The organism is Persicimonas caeni (assembly GCF_006517175.1).
Classification (GTDB): domain Bacteria; phylum Myxococcota_A; class Bradymonadia; order Bradymonadales; family Bradymonadaceae; genus Persicimonas; species Persicimonas caeni.
The window spans coordinates 5326827-5347050 of the sequence record NZ_CP041186.1; the positions used below are offsets into that span (position 1 = coordinate 5326827).

The 20224-nt window shown below is 63.5% G+C and carries 14 protein-coding genes; 3 read left to right on the forward strand and 11 right to left on the reverse strand.

Translation table 11 applies throughout. The features are described 5' to 3' along the window. Positions 1–331: 331 nt before the first annotated feature. From FIV42_RS19600 to FIV42_RS19620, 4 genes are all read right to left on the reverse strand, one after another. The gene (locus FIV42_RS19600; RefSeq protein WP_141199328.1) at positions 332–1921 is read right to left on the reverse strand and encodes a hypothetical protein; all 1590 of its coding nucleotides are present in this window, start codon (positions 1919–1921) and stop codon (positions 332–334) included. Positions 1922–2308: 387 nt separating this feature from the next. Continuing rightward, the gene (locus FIV42_RS19610; RefSeq protein WP_141199329.1) at positions 2309–3103 is read right to left on the reverse strand and encodes an outer membrane lipoprotein-sorting protein; all 795 of its coding nucleotides are present in this window, start codon (positions 3101–3103) and stop codon (positions 2309–2311) included. A gap of 229 nt (positions 3104–3332) precedes the next feature. Then, entirely contained in the window at positions 3333–4676 is a 1344-nt protein-coding gene (locus tag FIV42_RS19615; protein WP_141199330.1) for an ABC transporter permease, read from the reverse strand. 4 nt (positions 4677–4680) lie between these two features. Continuing rightward, positions 4681–6855, reverse strand: coding sequence for an ABC transporter permease (locus FIV42_RS19620; protein WP_141199331.1), 2175 nt, complete (start codon positions 6853–6855; stop codon positions 4681–4683). A 388-nt stretch (positions 6856–7243) separates the two neighbouring features. On the opposite strand from FIV42_RS19620, the gene FIV42_RS19625 reads away from it, so the two are divergent. Then, positions 7244–8371: a hypothetical protein gene (locus tag FIV42_RS19625; protein ID WP_141199332.1), complete on the forward strand. Its 1128-nt coding sequence runs from the start codon at positions 7244–7246 to the stop codon at positions 8369–8371. Between the two features lie 47 nt (positions 8372–8418). Here FIV42_RS19625 and FIV42_RS19630 read toward each other — a convergent pair whose 3' ends face one another. After that, positions 8419–9132, reverse strand: coding sequence for an ABC transporter ATP-binding protein (locus FIV42_RS19630; RefSeq protein WP_141199333.1), 714 nt, complete (start codon positions 9130–9132; stop codon positions 8419–8421). Between the two features lie 208 nt (positions 9133–9340). Here FIV42_RS19630 and FIV42_RS19635 point away from each other — a divergent pair, with 208 nt between their 5' ends. Continuing rightward, positions 9341–11260 carry a hypothetical protein gene (locus FIV42_RS19635; RefSeq protein ID WP_141199334.1) on the forward strand — a complete coding sequence of 640 codons (1920 nt, stop codon included), beginning with the start codon at positions 9341–9343 and terminating at the stop codon, positions 11258–11260. Between the two features lie 151 nt (positions 11261–11411). After that, positions 11412–13205 carry an SLC13 family permease gene (locus FIV42_RS19640; protein ID WP_141199335.1) on the forward strand — a complete coding sequence of 598 codons (1794 nt, stop codon included), beginning with the start codon at positions 11412–11414 and terminating at the stop codon, positions 13203–13205. Between the two features lie 80 nt (positions 13206–13285). On the opposite strand, the gene FIV42_RS19645 is transcribed toward FIV42_RS19640, so the two are convergent. The 6 genes from FIV42_RS19645 to FIV42_RS19670 all read right to left on the reverse strand — a co-directional run bounded on the left by FIV42_RS19645 (position 13286) and on the right by FIV42_RS19670 (position 20095). Beyond that, positions 13286–15064: an SLC13 family permease gene (locus tag FIV42_RS19645; protein WP_141199336.1), complete on the reverse strand. Its 1779-nt coding sequence runs from the start codon at positions 15062–15064 to the stop codon at positions 13286–13288. 127 nt (positions 15065–15191) lie between these two features. Further along, complete coding sequence (gene phoU, locus FIV42_RS19650) at positions 15192–15890, reverse strand: phosphate signaling complex protein PhoU (protein WP_141199337.1); 699 nt, start codon at positions 15888–15890, stop codon at positions 15192–15194. Positions 15891–16292: 402 nt separating this feature from the next. Continuing rightward, positions 16293–17060, reverse strand: coding sequence for a phosphate ABC transporter ATP-binding protein PstB (pstB, locus tag FIV42_RS19655; protein WP_141199338.1), 768 nt, complete (start codon positions 17058–17060; stop codon positions 16293–16295). Positions 17061–17100: 40 nt separating this feature from the next. Continuing rightward, entirely contained in the window at positions 17101–17961 is an 861-nt protein-coding gene (pstA, locus tag FIV42_RS19660; RefSeq protein WP_222615272.1) for a phosphate ABC transporter permease PstA, read from the reverse strand. Positions 17962–17963: 2 nt separating this feature from the next. Further along, positions 17964–18803, reverse strand: a complete 840-nt coding sequence (gene pstC / locus FIV42_RS19665) for a phosphate ABC transporter permease subunit PstC (protein ID WP_390619669.1) — start codon at positions 18801–18803, stop codon at positions 17964–17966. A 110-nt stretch (positions 18804–18913) separates the two neighbouring features. Continuing rightward, positions 18914–20095, reverse strand: a complete 1182-nt coding sequence (locus FIV42_RS19670; RefSeq protein WP_141199340.1) for a PstS family phosphate ABC transporter substrate-binding protein — start codon at positions 20093–20095, stop codon at positions 18914–18916. Between the last annotated feature and the right edge of the window lie 129 nt (positions 20096–20224).

The window sequence follows — 20224 nt, forward strand, 5'->3', positions numbered from 1 at the left end:
GCAATTAAGGACATAGGGGCTGCGAGTCGCGAGGTGGTTCCAATTCGCAGGTCGGCAACTTGGAACCTCTCGCAGCACGCAGCCCCTATGTCCTTAACGCCCGCAGTTCAGGGCGCCCTATGTAGCAGGCGTCGCTCGCTTGCAAGGCCACCAAACTCGAATGTCCCCATGCCTCCTCGATGATTCGGATCGAGTGGGCATCGCCGCGAGTCGGCAATGCCTGGTGATCGCAACCTCCCTGTCATCGTCTACGTCCAAACGACCGACTAAAAAGGCCTCGCGTCGCGTGGTCGAAGAGTCCGCGAAAGTGAAGCAAGGTCACTGGTGTGACTCAAAAATCCATGCTCAACCCGGCGCCGATGGAGCCGCGGGTGGCGGGGACGGATACGCCGCCGAAGCCGCCGGTGAGGTCGACGCCCTCGGGGGCTTCGAATTGGCCGGTGGCTTGGCCGGCGGCGATGAGGTCTTCGGAGATGGCGGGGACGCGGAAGCCCTGGGTGAACTCGCCGTCGCCGCCGTAGGTGACCGAGCCGTAGGCGAACACGCGCATGTGGGTGAGCACGTTGATGCTGTAGTCGAGGCGGCTCAAGAACGACCGGTCGCTCAGGTTGCCCAGGGTGGACAGCGAGAAGGTGACGTCGTCCCAGTCGCCGGGGGCGGGCAAGAGCGTGTAGAGGGCGGCGTAGTGGCGTCCGGCGTATAGCGGGCGGTAGGCGCCGTTGAAGATGAGCCAGGGGTAGATGTCCGAGTCGGCGTAGCCGGCGTCGTTGTAGAAGTACTCGGCGCCCACGAAGATCGTGTCGTCGTCGCCGTAGGGGATGCTGACCTCGCCGCCGACGACCGCGCGCGGGATCCAGTCGTCCTCGCGCGAGAATTGCTCGGGGACCTGCAGCTCGGAGATATTCTGCAGGGTGAGCTCGTCGAAGTCCTGGAAGTTGGACTCGCCGCGGAAGAACGGGTCCTGGACGTTGTGCAGCAAGGCGACGGCGGCGCGCAGGTCGAACCAGCCGATGCCCGTGGAGATGTCGAAGCCGAGCTGCAGGGGGTCGTCTTTTTGGTAGGCCGCCGAGAAGGCGAATTCGGTCAGGCCGGCCAAAAACTCGGCGCGCGCCGCGCCGCCGACCTGCTCGGGGGAGTCGGCGCCCTCGAGGTTGCCCACCGCGTAGAAGTTCCAGCCGAGCGACTCGACCGGGTAGTGCAGTTTGACGATGTCGACGCCGGTGCGCACGTCGAAGAGCGCCAGCGGGTCGCGGCGCTGCTCGAACAGAAAGTCGTTGGGGAACCAGAACCGGCCCACGCCCCAGCGCAGGTGCTGGCGGCCGGCGGTGACGTAGACGGCGCGGTCGATGTCGAATTTGACCCACAACTCGTCGAGCAGGGCGTCGACCTGCTCGCGCTGGCCGGTCGTGGCGGCGGTGCCGGCCACGCCGGTGAGCGCGTCGCTGGTCGTGGGCGTGTAGGTGACCCGCCCGTCGGCATACACGCGCAGGCGCTTGTTGGGCCGCGCGTCGAGGTAGACGTCCAGGAAGTTGGGCTGGCTGAAGGGAAATTCCTCGGGGTTGCCCCGCTCGAGGATGGAGTATTGCAGCTGGCTGAAAATCCCGCCGCCGATGCTGAGCACGTTCTCGTCGCGCGCGGCGATGCGCGCTTCGAATTGCTCTTCGAGCAGGGTGGTCTGTGAGGGTTTGTCGGCTTCGGTCTCTTGCGGATCTAGATTTTGCGGCTCGCCGAACATTTCGGCTTCGCGGTCGGTTTGTTCGGCGGGTGCGTCTTGTTCGGCGGGTGCGTCCTCGTCGTCGGGTTCGTCTTCGGCGGGGGCGCCGAACATCTCCGACTCGCGCTCGTCGACGCTCTTCGTTTGTGCAGAGGCGGTCGAGGAGCTCAGTACAACCGCGACGATCACCAGCCAACGCATCAACATTTAATACCCAACATCCAAAGATTTACGAGGGCAAGATGCCCCCGCACCGAATGCGAGGGCAAGATGCCCGCGCACCGAGCGAATCACGAGGGCAAGATGCCCGCGCACCGAATGCGAGGGCAAGATGCCCGCGCACCGAATGCGAGGGCAAGATGCCCGCGCACCGAATGCGAGGGCAAGATGCCCGCGCACCGAATGCGAGGGCAAGATGCCCGCGCACCGAATGCGAGGGCAAGATGCCCGCGCACCGAATGCGAGGGCAAGATGCCCGCGCACCGAATGCGAGGGCAAGATGCCCGCGCACCGAATGCGAGGGCAAGATGCCCGCGCACCGAATGCGAGGGCAAGATGCCCGCGCACCGAAGAAACCCCGAAACCCCCGCCGCGCTAGCGGCTTTTCGACTCCAACCACGCCTTCGTAAAAATGTTGTCCGGCAGCGGCTTCAGGTCGACGTCGCGGAACAGCACGATGGTGCGGTTGCCCTTCTCGACCTCGTCGTAGATGCGGATCTCCTTGGGGAAGTAGACCCAGTCGCCCTTCTTCTTGCTCTTCACCTTGCGCCACTTCGGGTAGTAGGTCGTGCGCATCAGGCGGCCCGACAGGGCGAATTCTTGCAGCTTGAGCACGTTGTCCGACTTCGTGTCGATCCACATCTCCATGACCGGGTAGGCGACGTCGTTTTTGTCCTTGGCGGTCAGCTTGAGGTGGTGGACCTCGAACTTGCCGAGCTTCTCTTTGCCCTCGTACGACGGCACGAAGTCGTCGGCGAGGCGCCACTCGTCGAAGTCGCGCCGCTGGGAGCCGGTGCCGCCGATGCGCTCGCGCTCGGTGCGCCGCTCCCATTTGCCCACGTTCGGGTCGTACATGAACATGTTTTTGTCGATGCGCAGGTAGCCCTTGCCCGCCTCGGCGCGCGGCGCGGTGAACAAGATGACCATCTTGTCGGCCTCGTCGCGCCGATAGATCGTCGCCTGGTACAGCAGCTCGCTTTTGTCCTTCTCGCGCTGGTCGATGTAGACCTCGGCCTGATAGTCGCCGGTGCTGCGCTGGCGCTCGTCGATCTTTTCGAGCAGATCGACCATCTGGGCCTTCGACAACTTGTCGCCGCCTTCCTCTTCTTGGGCGAAGGCGGGCGTGGTCGTGAAAATTGCGAGTAAGGTTAGAAGAACGAGTTTCTTCATTATATATCTCCTTTTGTCATTCCTTGCTTTTTTGCAGAGGCCCCTCCGTCGCGCTCGAACGCGCGACACCTCCCCCCGGCTACACGCCGCGGGGAGGAGCCCCTCGCCAAGCTGCCACTCGACGATCTGCGAAGAGGCTCCTCCCCGGCGCGTTCAGCGCGGGGGAGGTGGCGGCGAAGCGAAGCCGAGCCGCCGGAGGGGCCCCACAACAAGCAAGGAATTCCATTCACTACTCCGCATGTCGAATCGCATCGACGGGCTGCATCTTGGCAGCCTTCAAAGAGGGCCACAGCGCGGCGAGCGCGGTGAAGACGGTGATCGCGGCAATCGCCACGGCGACCTGCATGGGCGCGACGGCCAAATTGAGCGTGTCGCTGAGCAAGATCGCCTGCACCGCCTCCACGGGAATGTGGATTTGGGCGGCGTCCAGGCTCAAGGCGACCCCGGCGCCCACAAGCGCGCCGAAGGTGGCTGCGCCCAGTCCGAGCATCATGGCTTCGAGCATAAATAGGAGCAAAATCTGGCGGCGCGACATTCCCATGGCGCGCATGGTGCCGATCTCGCTGGTGCGCTCGCGCACCGACATCAGCATCGTGTTGATCATGCCGACGCCGATGATGACGCCGAGCACCGACACGATGAAAAATGAGACGGTGTTGATGGCCGTTAAAATCAAATCGAGGAAAGAAATCTGGTCTTTCCAGGTCGTCAGGTCGAGCTTCTGGCCGGTCCAGTCCTCGCCGCGCACCTGCTCGAATTTGGCGAAGTAGGGCTGGGCCTGGTGGTCCATCAGGTCGTAGCCCTCGTCTTCGAGGGCCTTTCGGATGCGGGCCAGCGCCTGGCGAGCCTCCTCGGGCTCTTCGACGTAGGCCATGACCATGCCGGTGGTCGTCTCGTTGAGCCCGTACAATTCGCGCAGGGTCTCTTTGGGGACGAAGAGTGCGAACGTGCTCAATAGCCCGACGTCCTCGGCGATGGCGACCACGGTGACGTCGGCGGTGTTGGCCACTCCCGAGAACGTCTCGGCGCGGATGGTCAGCGGGTCGCCCACGTCGACGCCCAGGCGCTCGGCCTGGCTGGCGAAGATGAGCGCGGTGTTGGGCTCCTCGAGGCGACTCGGGTCGCCTTTGAGTTCGCTCGAGCCTCCTTCCTTGTAGGCCGACTCGGGGGCGAGGCGGACTACGTCGAGGAACTCGGTCTCGTCTTCGACGTCGATGCCCATGATCAGCGTCTGCAGGGTGTCGGTGGGGCTGATCACCCGCGCGAAGCCCTGGGTGCGGTCGACCACGCTGGTGACCCCGGGGGTATTCTCGGCGACGATCTCTTTGATGTCGGGGGCGTCGAGCACGATGGGCTCGATGTCCGACGGGGTCGCCTTGAAGAAGCCGGCCACGTTGACGTGGCCCGACAGGAGCACGGTCGCCGAGCGGACCACGCTGGTGCGGATGCCCTCGGTCAACGAGAGCATCATGACCACCAGCATCGTGACGCTGGCGATGGCCACGGAGAGCAAAATAGTGCGCCGGCCCGCCTTGATGAGGTTTCGCAGCGCGATGATGGAGAGCATTCGCATTGGCTTAGTTCCTCATGGCGACGATCGGTTGGATGCGCGTGGCCAATCGCGCCGGATACAGCGTCGAGATGGTGCTCACGGCGACGATGGCGGCGAAGGCCCACAACACGTTGTCGACGCTGAGCGTCGGGTAGAGGTGGTCGCCGGCGAAAAGGAATCGCAAGAAGTCGGTCGTTGCGGGGATGCCCGTGTGCCCGGCGATGGCCACGATGAGCGCGCCGAGCCCGCAGCCGGCGAGCCCGGCGGCGAGGCCCAAGATGAGCGTCTCGAGCAAGAAGAGCGCCATGACGTACCAGCGCTGGGCGCCGATGGCGCGCATGGTGCCGATCTCGCCGGTGCGCTCGACGGTGGCCATGACCATCGAGTTGTTGATGATGACCAGCGCCACCAAAAAGATGATGCCGATGGCCACGAAGAGCGCCAGGCGGATGACGATGACGAATTGGCCGACGATGCCGGCGGCCTTCTGCCAGTCGACCACGGTCAGCCCCAGGTCGTGCTCGTCGATGACGGCGCGGACGTCGGCCATCGTCTGCTGCAGCTTGGAGGAGTCCTCGAGCAGAATGGCCGCGTTGCGGGCCAGTCCGTTGTCGATCTGGGCGGGGTCGTAGGTGCTGTCGGTCTGGCGGTCGATCTCGATGGTGTCGTCGGGCTCACTCGGCTCACTTGGCTCGGTCGGCTCGGTTTGCCCGGCGATCCCGGCCTCGTCGGTGTTCTGGGTCTCGTCGGTATTCTGAATCTCGTCGGCGTTTTGGGCGACCTCCTCGTCATCCTCCTCGACGACGAGCGAATCGCCGCCGCCAAAGAGCGCGTCCTCGGCCTCGTCGCGGCGGATGTCCTCGACGCCGACCTCGTCGCGCATCTCGGCGATCTCTTGCTGCGCCTCCTCACTCATCGCCCCGTAGAGCGTGCGGAAGGTGGGCATGTCGATCAGGTTGACGCTGCCCGACAGGTCGGAGTCCTCCATGCCCTCGAACTGGAAGGTCCCGTAGAACTTGGTGTTGCGCGAGCGCGGAAAGCCCCGGTCGGTGAACGCCTGCAGGGTGATCGTCTCGCCGACTTCGAACTCGTGCATGCGCATCAGCGGGGCGAGTTCGTCGTAGAAGAAGGTGTAGCGCTCGTCGAAGTTGTCGTCGGTCAGGGCCAAAAACTCGGTCAACAGATCCTTGGCGTCGTCCGACTCCGAGCCCAGGTAGTCGGCCACCCGCTCTTTGATGGTGGCGACCTTGTCGGGCTGCAGCCCGAAGATGACCTGGCGGTACTGTTTTTGAAGGCGTTTGACGTCGTTTCGCAACAGCTCGTCGTCGGCCAGCACGCGCTCCTCTTCGTGAATCTCCTCGTGGAGCTTATCGAGCTCGCGGGCGACGTTGTTCTTGAGCCACTCCTCGTAGGCGCGGTTGCTCACCAAGAGCCCACGCTCGCCGGGCGGAATCATCTCGCCTTTGACGATCTCGAAGCGGTCGAAATACGTGGCGAAGCGCTGCGGGTCGGTGCCCAGCACGCGCATGAACACGAGGCGCCCGTCGGAGGAGAGCGGGGCGATCTTGGTGTCGAGGAAGAAGAGCGCCTCGCGCGGGTTCTCGCGCAGGTCCTCGTCCCAGAAGGTGTCGTCGAGCACGCGCGACAGCCGCTCGACGTTCTCGCGGTAGGTCTCGGCGTTGGAGGCGATCTGGGCGCGCGCCTCGTTCTCGGCCTTCAGGTCCTCGGCCATCGCCCGAAGCTGGTCGGCCAGCGGGTCGACCTCCTCCCAGTTTTGGTTGTCGACGGCGTCGCGCAGCCCGGCGATGACCTCGTCGATGCGGTTGCCCATCACAAACCGCGCCTGGGTCATGCCCATGGGCACGACCGCCTTGACGTTGTCGATCTTCTCGATGGGCTCGCGCACCTTCGAGAAGTCCTCGATCTCGCCGATATTATCGCCTCCGAGCATCACGTCGCCGAACAGGGCGAGCTCGTCCTCGGCGTCGGCCGAGTAGATCTGCAGGTGGCCCGCCAGGCTCTGGGTGACCGTCTTCTCCATGGAGCGCTCGACGCTGTCGAGCAGCGACGTCCCCAGCACCAGCAGGGCGGTGCCGAACATCAGGATAAAGCCCACGATCAGGCTCTTCATCCGATGGTTGACCACGCTGCGCGCGGCGGTGAGCACCAGGAGGCGAAATGTGGCTAGGAAATTACTCATTGCAGTTCTCGTACGGCGCGCATCGGTCCTTACATGAGATGCTACTTAAGTAACTACACGAAGATTCTGTCGGTCATCTCGGCGGTTCTGAGCGCCAATGACTGCGTTGCTCCTTCTCGACGATGCGTTGCATCGCCTCGGCGTCGCGCCTTGTCCTTGACACTCAGCCCTCGCCGAGCTTTTCCGCACAATCTCCGTGCAGTTACTTAACGAGCGTTCGGTGCGCCGCCGCAACAGTATGCGCCGAGCCCGCAAGGTTCAACTTCATTATGGGGAGCGATGTTCCAGGGCCACACCGGAGCGCGATGACCCGGGGTGAATATCTGCGGGTTTGCGCCCGTCGCACCTACGTACCAGATGACTCCTCACGTCGAGAAATGGGCCAAAAATGAACCTCCGTGTTCCGATTTCGATACTCGTTGCATCCCTGATTTGCACGGCCGCCGCCTCCGGCTGTGTGGTCCAACACCATCACCACTACAAGCAAGAGCCGTCGGGCCAACCCATCGCCGCACAGACGGCGGATGAAGCTCGCAGCGGCGGTGACGTCGGCCTCGACATCGCCTCGCCTCCCCAAGAGCCGGCGGCCGCACAATCTCCGAGAGTCGCCGAAGCGAGCTCGGCTGCACCAGGCGCGCAGGCTTCAGATGCAACGGCGCGCGCCGGCGCGCTCGGCGACTGCGCGCTGACTAACCACCCCACCGGCTGGGTCGACGCCGACTGCGGAGCGATGAAGCTCGTGTTGCAAACCGGTCCGGCCATGCGCGGCAAGATGCACCGGACGTTCTCCTACGCCGGGACGTATGCGAACAGCTTGGTCGACGGCAAAGTCTCCTACTGGGGGACTCGCAAGCAAGTCGAGGTCGGCAGCAAGACGCGAGAGTCGGTCGACTTCGTGCTTCGCAAAAACAAGATGATCGGCTTTGGCTCCTCCTCGCCCGATCGTGATGGCGAGGTTGTCGCCCATGGTCTGTACACCATTGCGCCCACCGCGCGCGGCAGAATGGGCATGCTGTGCATGCAGGAGGCCGAGTTCGACCGCGACCGATGCCTGGCGTACTTCGACCAGCTCATCGAAGCTCAAAGCCTGGAGGGCATTGGCCTCCAGCACGGGGCCAAGGTCGAGGTGGCCGGGGTCGAGCTCACCTCCAAGGGCGCCTGCTACTTTTCGAGACCTCATGCCCTTTCGTGCCCCAACGGCGGCATCAAGTTCGCGGCGGACTCGCCTGCGGGCGTGCGCACTGCGCTGAGAGAGAGAGTGGCCATGCTTCAAGACGGAGAGGGGATCGAAGGCTTCCACAACCCGCATCGTTCAGTCGACTGCCGAGTGGGCGACTACAGCACGACCTGCCATGAAATCTCCTACCAGGGCGTGCTCTCCAAGCCCATTTCCATGTACTACGATGCCGTGGTCGACGCGGCCGAGTCGTCCTATCACTGGACGTGCAGCTACTCGACCCGGGACGGGGCACCGGCACCATGCAAAGCAGTCTTCGGTAAGTTCGTCAGGCACTGAGTCGAGGCGGCCGACGTCCATCGTCCGCTCGGTCTGCTCAGACGAGATCAGGCGGTCGCCTCTTCGAGGACTTCGCGGTGCTCGTCGTGGCTGACCTGGCCGTCGACCAGCTCGATGACGCGCTCGGCGCGCTCGATGATCTTGGGGTCGTGGCTCGAGAAGATGAACGTGGTGTCCATCGTCTGGTTGATGTGGCGCATCAGGTCGATGATGTTGCGCCCAGTGGTCGAGTCGAGGTTGGCGGTGGGCTCGTCGGCCATGACGATCTGGGGCTGGGTGACGAGCGCGCGGGCGATGGCCACGCGCTGGCGTTGGCCGCCGCTGAGCTCGTTGGGCCGCTGGGTGAGTTGCGGGGTCAGGTCGACCTTCTCGACCATTTCCTCGACGCGCTTTTTGCGCTCGGCCTTGCTCAGCTCGCCCTGGAGCAGCAGGGGGAACTCGACGTTGTGGAAGACGTCGAGCACGTCGATGAGGTTGAAGCTCTGGAAGATGAACCCGAGCTTGTGCAGCCGCAGGTCGGTCAGCTCGCTGTCGGACAACTCCGAGGTCGACTGCCCGTCGATGAGCACCTGGCCCCGGGTGGGGATATCGATGCAGCCGATGAGGTTGAGCACGGTGGTCTTACCGCTGCCCGACGGGCCGGCGATGGTGGTGAACTCACCGCGACGAATGGTCAAATCGATGCCCTTGAGGGCTTTGACGACCGTATTACCCAGTGGGTAATCCTTGTCGACACTTCGAAGCTCGACGATCGCTGACATGGGTGGACTTCTCCAAAAAAGTACGACAGCACTGCGCGCCCGACAGTGGGCCGCGCTGTAGAGTAGGCGCGAGGGGAGCGACCTTCAACCAACTTTCGTGTTACAGGGCGCGGCGCATATTGCCCAGTCGTGCTTTGCGCCGCGGTCGCCCTCCATGTAAGCTGGCGCGGCCACGATTTTATTCAGATTTTGCCCTGACGGAGGGGGAATGAAGTACTGCATCTCGATTTTTGTCGCCCTAGCGAGCGTCGCGTTGTCCGGTTGTGCCCAAGAGAAGCTCGAGATCAAGAACCCGTTTCCTACGCGTCAGGAGCTCGTTCAAATCTCGGCGAAGAGCGTCGAGCTCGACGCCGTCGAGCAGCCCGAGGTCGCCCAGGTCGAGACCTGGGAGCTGACCGGGCCGCTGCCCGACCAGATCGGCTACCGGGCGCACACTCCGGCCGACGCGGTCGAAGAGGCGTTCTACAACGCCATCGGCTCCGATACTAAGACGCTCCAAGGCTCCGAATCGATGCATTGCGCCGCGCGCGAGGTCGGCCATTTCGTGCTCGAGCACGACAAGCTTCCCTACGAGAGCCTCCAACAATTCATCTTCGCGCGCTGCGGGGTGATGACCACGGCCCACGGGGTCCAGTACCGCACGCGACCGGGGGCCACGCAGGCCGATGGGATCGCGCAGGCCGAAGGGGCGGTCGAGTCGGTGCGCAAGCACGCCGACCAGGTGCAGCACACCGTCGACGCCGGCTTCTGGCGAGGACAGAAGGGCGATCAGGTGATCTTCGTGACCACGACCGGTCGGAAGATCGTCGAGCTGCAGCCTACGCCGATGGAGGCCGCGCCGGGCGGCAAGGTCGTGCTGCAGGGGCGCGTGCTGCTGCCGAAGATGAGCTACGCCTACGGGCTGATCAACCAGGGTGATTTCGGCTACGAGCGCTGCAAGACCGACCCGAGCGTGCCCATGCCGGCGTTTCGCATCGAATGCGCCGCGAACACGGCCGACGAGCTCGCCTACTTCCAGCTGGCCGCGAAGGCCAAGTCGTCGGTGATGGCGCGCTCGTTGCTCGTCCAGCTCGTCTGGCCCGGCGGTGAGCTCTCGAAGGTGTATCGCTCTCCGGCCACGCGCCGTGCGCTCGTCAAGGCGCAGCGCGAGCAGCGAGCTGCTGCGTCTCGGGCCGAGGCCCAGCAGGAAGGCGGTAAGCCGGCTGCGGGCAGTGAGTTGGAGGGCGGTGAGCAAGATGGCAGTGAGCAAGATGGCAGTGAGCAAGAAGGCGGCGAGCAGGCCGAACAGGCGCAAGCCGTCGAGCCCGTGCCGCTGGTCGCTTCGTCGGGCGGCGCCTCGGGTGATTTCCCCGACTACTTCGTCACCCTGCTCAACAAGGTTCGCGAAGAGGCCAACATGAATCCGGTCGACCACGCAGCCAAGCAGTCGGCGTCGATCCAGTCGGTCACCAAGCAATACATCGCGGCCAACCGCGAAGACGACGAGGCGACCGCCAACAAGCTCATCATGGGCGTGATGGCCGGCTGGGACGTCGACGGTCCCGTGGTCGACGCGGGGATTTCGAGCAGCTGGATCATGAGTCGTGACCCGGTGCAGCTTCTGGAGTCGATGCTCGAGACGCCGGGCGGCCGCCAGACGCTCATGGACCCGATGGCCTCGCAGGTGGCGCTGGGCATCCACGACCACGAAACCTCGATGAGCAGCATCGTCGCCTCGTACGCGTTCGTGCCCGACGAGCACCCCAACCGACGCACCAAGCGGGTGCTCGACGCGCTCGAAGAGCAGCGCGAGGCCTTCGGGTCGCGTGCGCCCAAGGAAGACTCGCGACTGCGCTCGGTGAGCCGCAAGCTGGCCGAGAAGATCGAGAAGGGCGACGTCGGCGTCGTCGAAGCGCGCGACTTGCTCATGGACCGCGTCTCCCAACGCTACCGCAAGCCGGTCTACGGGTCTGCGTTCGTGACCCATTCGCTCGACGAGATCGATTTTCCCAAGCAGCTTTTGACGCCCAAAAACCTGCCCGTGTCGATCATTGTCGCCCCGTTCACCAAAAAGGGGTTTCCGTGGACGATGTACGCGGTCGTGATCGTCTTCCCGCAGCAGCCCAAGGCGAATATTGCCGGGCTGTGAGGTGAGCTGTGAGCAAAGTGCGCTCGAAAGCGCTCTTTTCGCAGTGAGTTGACTCGTGGTAGCCAATAGGCGTTTGCGCCGGGGGGGACACCCCCGGCGACCAGACCTGGAAGGTCTGCCTCCGATTGGTTGGTTCCGACACGCGAGCTTTATGACGACTGCAGTACTGGTGGTGCTGGGGATTCTGCTGTTGGCCGTGGTGCTCTTCATCACCGAAGTCATCCCCGTCGACCAGACCGCGCTCGGCATCATGGTGCTCCTGGCGCTGTTGGGCCCGTGGACCGGCATCAGCCCCCAGGAGGCCATCTCCGGGTTCTCCAATCCGGCGACGATCACCGTCTTGGCGATGCTCATCTTGAGCGAAGGCGTGCGGCGCACAGGCGCGGTGCAGCTCTTGGGGCAGTGGTTGTCGGGCTTCGCCAAAGACAGCGAGATGCGCCAACTCGGCGTGACCATCGCCTTGCCGGGGCTCTCCTCGGGCTTTCTGAACAACACACCCATCGTCGCCCTGATGGTGCCGGTCGTCTCCGACATGGCCCACCGGGGGCGCGTGTCGCCCTCGAAGCTTCTCATTCCGCTCTCGTACGCCTCGATGCTCGGCGGCATGCTCACCGTGGTGGGCACGTCGACGAACCTGCTGGCGAGTAACGTCAGCGAGCGGCTGCTGGGGCATCCCTTCTCGATGTTCGAGTTCTTCGAGCTCGGCTTGTTGGTGCTCGTCAGCGGCGCCATCTTCATGATGACGCTCGGCCCCAGGCTGTTGCCCGAGCGCATCAAGCCCGACGAATCCTTCCTCGATGAGTACGGCATGATGCCGTACCTGGCCAAGCTGCAGGTGGCCGAAGGGGCGGCGGTGCTGGGTCGTACGATTCGCGTGGTGCTCGACGAGAGCGAACTCGACGTCGATATCCTGCAGTTGATTCGCGACGACAAGGTCTTTCGCCAGCCGTTGGGCGCCAAGCAGTTCGCCGCGGGCGATATCCTGGTGGTGCGAGCGCGTCGACAAACCCTCGATCGTCTGTCGGCGATGTACGGCCTCGAGATGATGCCGGCGGTGCTCTCCGAGGAGGATATCGAGATCAGCGACGAGCCACACGAGCTCGCCGAGATCGTCATCCCCTCCGGGTCGACGATGGTGGGCAAGCCGCTGAGCGAGTTGGCGGTGCTCGAGCAGCTCAACGCACGCCTGTTGGCCATTCGCCGGCGCGCCGAGGTGTTGCACGACCGCATCGAGAACGTGCCCTTGGCCAGCGGCGATACGCTCCTGGTCCAGGTGCCTAGCGGCGCGTGGAAGGATAGCGAGAGCACCCACGACTTTCTGCTCCTCAAGAGCGACCAGCCCAAGCAGTACCGCTACGACAAGATCCCGGTCGCCGTCGCCATTCTCGTCGGCGTGGTGATCGCCGCCTCGATTGGCCTGGCGCCGATCGTCATCAGCGCGCTCGCCGGAGTGGTGCTCATGGGGCTCTTCGGCGTACTTCGCCCCCAGGAACTGTACGAATCGGTGCGCTGGGACATCATCTTTCTTCTGGCGGGGGTCATCCCGCTGGGCATGGCGCTCGAGGAGAGCGGCGCGGCGAGCCTGCTGGGCCACGCCGTCGCCGAGGTGGCCACGGTGCTGCCCGCGTTGGGCGTGTTGTGGGTGCTCTACATGATCACGAGCCTGGTGACCGCGTTTATCAGCAACAACGCCAGCGTGTTGTTGCTGCTGCCGGTGGCCTTCGAGACGGCCGTCGAGATCGGTGCCGAGCCCTTTAGCTTCATTCTGGCGGTTACCTTCGCCGCCAGTGCCGCGTTCATCAGTCCGCTGGGATACCAAACCAACCTGTTCGTGTACGGGCCGGGCGGCTACAAGGTCACCGATTACGTGCGCCTGGGCTTGCCCCTGCAGCTTGTGTGCAGCGTGGTGACGGTCTTGGGAATCTGGATGATCTGGGGCGTGTGATTTTCGGCAGGGTGTCGGCCTTGCAGGAAAGATGGCGTTTCTGGCTCTGCAGGGCTTGCACCTCATAGCACGCCAGGACCTCACATCGGCCAGAACACCGGCAAGAGCCATACCGCGATCGCCGCGAAGATGAAGGTCAGCGGTGAGCCGACCTTGATGAAGTCGGCGAATTTGTATTGGCCGGCGCCGTAGACCAGCGTGTTCGTCTGATAGCCGATGGGGGTGATGAAGCTCGCCGAGGCCGCAAACGTGATCGCCAGGGCGAACGGGCGCGGGTCGAGGCCTAAGGCGTTGGCCGCGTCGATGGCCACGGGTGCCAGCAAGATGGCCGTAGCCTGATTCGACATGATGCTGGTGAGCAGCGTGGTGGCCACGTAGAACCCCGCCAGAATCGCGGTGGGTCCCCAGTTGCCTAAGGTGCCGGTGATGAACTCGGCGATGAGGTCGACCCCGCCGGTCTTCTCGAGGGCGACGCCCAGCGACAAGATGCCCGCCAGCAAGAAGATGACCTGCCAGTTGATCGCCTCGTACGCATCTTTGACTGACACAATCCGGGCGACGACCAGCAAAACCGCGCCGCACACGGCGCTGACCACGATCGGAAGCAGCTCGAAGGCGGCCGTGAGTACCACCGCCGCGACGATGATGAGCGCCGGGATGAGCATCTCGCGGTGGTACTCGGGCAGGCCGAGCTCGGAGACAACCAGAAAGGCGGAGTGGCGTTGGAGCTGGGCGATCTTGTCGGTCGGCGTCTGCAGCAGGAGCACGTCGCCCGCCTCGAGCTTCTCGTCGAGCAGGTTGTCGTGCAGCAGCTCGCCCTCGCGGCGGATGGCGAGCACGTACGCAGTGAACTGCTCGGCGAAGTCGATCTCGTTGAGCGACTTGCCGTCGATGACCGAGTCGGGGGCGACGACCGCCTCGATGAGCGAGCTCTCCTCGGCCTCGAGCTCGGTGTCCGACAGCTCCAGCTCGGGGCGAATCTTGAGGTTGACGTTGCGCTCGATGTCCCGGATGGCCTCTGCCGAGCCACGGATACGCAAGATATCGCCCGGCTCGAAGACCAGGTCCGGATCGGGGCTGCCCAGCGAGGTGCCGTCACGAAAGACCTCGAGGATGTCGATGTCCTGGGACTCGCACAGTTTGGCCTTTCCGCACGCCACATACGCGCTCTGGGCGGTGGGCATGATCTCGATTTCGGTCAAAAAGGGCGCCACCTCGAACGATTCGGTCAGCGACTCGTCGCTCTCGCGCTCGGGCATAAGCCGGTCGCCCACCGTGAGCATGTAGACGACGCCGACGCCAAAGAAGACCAGCCCCAGCGGGGCCATCTCGAACATGCCGATGGGGGCCATGCCGTGGTCGTCCATGATCGAGCTGACCAAGATATTGGTCGAGGTGCCGATCAACGTGCAGACCCCGGCGAACATGGCGGCGAACGACAGGGGCATCAACACCTTGGTGGCGCTGATGCGTGCGTCGCGCGAGGCGCCGGTCATGATGGGCAGGAAAATGGCGACCACGCCGGTGTTGTTGATAAACGCCGACAGCACGCCCACCCCGCCCATCATGGCGGACATCGCTTTTTTGTAGCTCTGTTTGAAGAGTTGGGAGAGTTTGTCGCCCAGCAGGCGCACCAGGCCGGTCTGGCGCAGCGCTTCGCTCAACACGAACATCGCCGCGATGGTGATCGTCGCCGAGTTGCTAAAGCCGCGCAGGCCCTCTTCGGGGGTGAGGATGCCGGTGACCATGAGCAGGGCCATGACCAGAAGCGCGACCAGGTCGATGCGCAACGCCTCGGAGACGAAGAGCACGACGGCTAAGACCGTCAGGGCCAAGACGACGATGAGTTCCCAGGACATCGTTGGTGCTCGCGTGCTCTATCCACACTTAAACAAAAAATACCTGCATTCGCATAAAAGGCGGCGATGCCGGAGCTATTACTGCTCCGGCATCGCCGCCTTCAAGATGTTTAAGCACACGACTGAGTCAGTCCAGCTCGAGCTTGTTGTGGTGGCGGATATCCTTGCCGCGCACCATGAAGATGACCTGCTCGGCCAGGTTGGTGGTGTGGTCGGCCATGCGCTCAAGATGCTTGGCGATCGACTGCACGTGGGCAGCCGCTTGGACGATGTCGTCCTCTTCGCGCATCATGACGATGAGCTCGCGGTTGACCTTGTGGTAGATCTCGTCGACGCGATCGTCGCGCTCGATGACTTCCTGGGCTTTGACCACGTCCCGATCGACGAACGCGTCGATGGCGTCTTTGACCATCTCTTTGACGTGGTCGGCCATCTCCGGGATATCCTGGTAGGGACCCAGCTCGGGCAGACTGCTCAAATCGATGGTGCGCTGGCAGATGTTGACCGCCAGGTCGCCAATGCGCTCCAGGTCGGTGACCATTTTGAGCGCGATGGTGATAAAGCGCAGATCACCGGCCATGGGCTGGCGCTTGGCCAAGATCACCAGGCAGAGCTCGTCGATCTCCATCTCGTCGCGGTTGACGCGGTGGTCCGAGGCGATGGTCTTCTCGGCCAAATCGACGTTGCGCCCAATGAGCGCCTTCATCGAATTGGCGATCATCTCCTCGACCCGGCCGGCCATCTTCAGCAGCCGCTGGCGGAGATCATCGAGCTCCTCTTCGTAATCTTTGTGAATATGCGTGTGCGATTTTGCCTGACTGCTCATTCTTTGAATCCGACCTTGCATGTTGTTCCTCGCAGTGGCTCTCTTCCTTGTTGCCGTTATGCGCCGCCAAAACTGCGTAAACGCGTTTTGCGACGTGCGAGGCAGTGCCACTGGCGTGGGAACTCTGGTGTTGCAACCGAATTGCGGGCACGCCCTATCCGTGGGCGAGCTTCTTGCGCACCCCTTACAACATTGGCGAGGACTCGAAAAGTCCCCGAGCGCCACACACTGCCTTCTGGTGAACCCTCAGTGTGACGTAAATCTACTCAGGTTTCAACCAGTTTCCAGCGAAGGCGCCAAATTGTCTTCGGTGCCGAGCGCTCTCGGCACGGGGCGCGTCCCCCCGCCGCGGGGCAAGAGGGCGGGATGGCGCGCCATCACAGGGCCAAACGGCCCATGCGTTCACCCGAACTTACCGGTGATATAATCTTCGGTGCGCTGATCGTCGGGTTGGGTGAAGATCTTGTCGGTGTTGTCGAACTCGATGACCTCTCCCATCAGGAAAAACGCGGTCTGCTGGGACACGCGCGCCGCCTGCTGCATGCTGTGGGTGACGATGACGATCGTGTAGTCGCGGCGCAACTCGGCGATCAAATCCTCGACGCGGGCGGTGGCCACCGGGTCGAGCGCCGAGCACGGCTCGTCCATCAAGAGCACTTCAGGCTCGACGGCGAGCGCGCGGGCGATGCACAGGCGCTGCTGCTGGCCGCCCGACAATCCGGCGCCGGGGGCGTCGAGTCGATCGTTGACCTCGTCCCACAGGGCGGCGCCCTTGAGGGCGCGCTCGACGATGGCGTCGGCCTGGCTCTTTTCGAGCTGACCGGTCAGCTTCAGTCCGGCGAGCACATTGTCGCGGATCGACATGGTCGGAAACGGGTTGGGCTTCTGGAAGACCATTCCGACTTTGCGACGCAGCAACACCGGGTCGATATTGGGGCCGTAGACGTCCTTGCCGTCGAGCTGGATGCGCCCGCTCATCCGAGCGATCGGCACCAACTCGTGCATCCGGTTCAGGGTGCGAATAAAGGTCGACTTGCCACAGCCCGACGGGCCGATGATCGCAGTGACACTGCGCTCGGGGATGCCCATGTTGATGTCGAACAGGACTTGCTTGTCGCCGAACCAGGCGCAAAGGTCGTTGGCCGAAATTTTGGGGTTGGCTACTTGCATGGATCTCTTGGTTGGCTCTGATGGAGGCGCTTGGCGCCGATTAGCCGTTTCGCTTCTGCAACTTGTTACGCAGCACGATGGCCACGGCGTTGAGCAACATCATCACGGCGAGCAGCACCACGATGCCGGCTGCCGCGTTGATAACAAACTCTTCCTGAGGGCGGGACACCCAGTTGAAGATCTGGATGGGCAGCACCGTAAACGGGTCAGTAAGCCCTTCGGGAAGAAAGGTCATGTAGGTCAGCGCGCCGACGACCAAAAGCGGGGCGGTCTCACCGATGGCGCGAGAGATCGACAGGATCGTGCCGGTCAAAATGCCGGGCATCGCCATGGGCAGGACCACCTGGCGGATCGCCTGCCAGCGCGTCGAGCCCAGGCCGTAACACGCCTCGCGGAGGTCGTAGGGCACTGTGCGGAGCGCCTCGCGCGAAGCCATGATGACGATCGGTAGCACCAAAAGCGCCATCGTCGCCGAGCCGGCCAACAGGCTGCGGCCCATACCGACCACGCGCACGAAGACTTCGAGGCCCAGCAATCCGTAGATAACCGACGGCACGCCGGCCAAGTTGGCGATATTGACCTCGATGAGGTTCGACAGCCAACCGGAGTCGGCGTACTCCTCGAGGTAGATGGCCGCACCGACGCCGATGGGCACGGCGAGCACGGCGGTCAGACCAACCAGCAAGATGCTGCCGACGACCGCCGGGTAGATGCCGGCCTCGCCCGGGTTGCGCGACGGGAAGCTGGTGATGAACTCCCAGTCGAGGCGTTGGACTCCGTCGATGGCGGTGTCGATGACCAACACCGCCAGCAGGGCCAGCGGAATGATCACGGCTGCCAAGCAGACGTATTCAAAGAGCTTTTCGGCGAGCGCGCCGCCTTTTCGTTCGTCTTTCTTCATCATTACATCCGGGAGCGTCGCGCCATAAGTTGACTGATCATGTTCATGACAAACGTCATGGCGAACAGGGTCGCTCCGACGACGAAAATGGTCTTGTATTCCAAGCTGCCGGTGGGAACGTCACCCATGCTGACCTGCACAATGTAGGCGGTCATCGTCTCGATGGGCACGCGCGGATCGAAGGTCAACTGCGGCTGCATACCGGCAGCCACCGTCACGATCATCGTCTCACCGATCGCCCGGGAAATGGCCAGGGTGGTCGCCGCGAGGATGCCCGAGCGCGCCGAGGGGAGCACGACGCGAAAGATCGTCTGCAGCTTGCCGGCGCCCAGCCCGTAAGCGGCTTCGCGCAGGCTGTTGGGCACTGCGTAGATGGCGTCTTCGCTGAGCGAGGAGATCATCGGGATGATCATGATCCCCATGATGATGCCCGGGCTCAGTGCGTTGAATCCGGCCAGCCCCGGGATGAACGTCTGCAAAAACGGGGTCAGCACGATGAGGGCGAAGAAGCCGTACACGATCGTGGGGACACCCGCCAAGATCTCGAGCGCCGGTTTCAGAATCTGGCGCGCACGCGGTGAGGCAAACTCGCTCAGGTAGATGGCGGCGAGCAGCCCGAAGGGCAGGGCGACCGAAATGGCGATCGCCGAGGTCAACAGCGTGCCGGTGATCAGCGGCCAGACCCCGAAGTGCTTGTCCAAGAACAGGGGCGTCCACTGGGTGTCGCCGAAATACTCCAGCGGCGACACTTCCTGAAAGAACTCCCAGGTCTCGACGGCCAGAACCGACAAGATGCCCAGAGTCGTCAGGATCGAGAGAGCACCGCAGGCGAGGAGCGCCATTTCGACGGCGCGCTCCTTGCCCCCGCGGATTTTGGACCTGCCGAGCTCGTTGGAGCTCGGCCCGTCCGGACCGCCCGGAGTGGCCCCGTTTACTGCTGAGGGCTCGTTACTCATTCAGCTGCTTCCTCGGCTTTGGCAGCCTTTTCGGCTTTGTCGCCAGCTTCGGCGTTCTCTTCAGCGGCTGCTTTGGTGCCCTCGGCGGCATTCTTGCCGTCGGCTTCGGCCTTGGCCTCACCGTCTTCGGCCGGGGCTGCTTCAGCAGCCTCGTCGCCACCTTCGGCTTTCAGAAGCTCTTCGACGGTCACGCCCACTTTGGAACCGCCGGTGAAGACGGTGCCCGTGGTCAGGCTGTCGGCGCGCTCCTTGGCCAGCGTGTAGGCCTTCTCGGGCAGCGGGATGAATCCGACCTCTTTGACCAGCTTGGAGCCTTTGGTCATGTAGAAGTCGATGAAGTCTTTGAGGTGCTTGTTGTTCTCGAGCGCGTCTTTGCGCACGTAGATGAACAGCGGGCGCGACAGGGGGGTGTAGGTGCCGTTGGCGATCGTCTCCATGCTCGGAGCGACGGCCTTGGCGTCATCGGAGGCCTTGATTTCGACCGCCTTGAGCTTGTCGCGGTTCTCGTCGTAGTAGGCGTAGCCCAAAAAGCCGAGCGCGTTCTTGCTGCGCGAGACGCCCGTGACGATGACGTGGTCGTCTTCGGAGGGGCTGAAGTCGCCGCGGCTAGCCTGCTCCTCACCGTTGATCGCTTGGGTGAAGTAGTCGAAGGTGCCCGAGGCGGTGCCGGGGGCGAAGAGTTGGATGTCCTGGTCGGGCCAGCCGTCGCGGACTTGGCTCCACTTGGTGATCTTGCCCTGCGCCTCCGGGCCCCAGATGGTGTTGAGCTCGTCGACGGTCATCGTGTCGGCCCAGTCGTTATCCGGGTGGATGATGACGGTGATGCCGTCGTAGGCGACCGGAAGCTCGACGAACTCGACGCCGGCTTTCTTGCACTTCTCGATTTCGCTCTGCTTGACCGGGCGCGAGGCGCCGGTGAGCACCGTTTCTTTGTTGCAGAACTTCTGGAATCCGCCGCCGGTGCCCGAGACACCGATGGTCACTCGTGCATCGCTGTTCTTCTGGAACTCCTCGGCCATCGCTTCTTGGATCGGGTAGACCGTGCTCGAGCCGTCGACCTTGATGATGGAACCATCGTCGGAAGCGGCCTCGCCGCCTTCGCCATTGTCGTTCTTGCAACCAGCCGCGGTGATCAAACCGGCAGCTAGGAGGAGTGTCAGCAGAGTTTTAAGCTTCATGGAATGCTCCGTGTTGGCTACTTCGAGACAGCTTGCAGGGTAAGCGCGGCGTGCGACAGTCAGGTGACAAAGGGGTTACGTTTCCACCGCGACTCGCAAACGGTCAAATACCCTTGGTTTTGCACACCG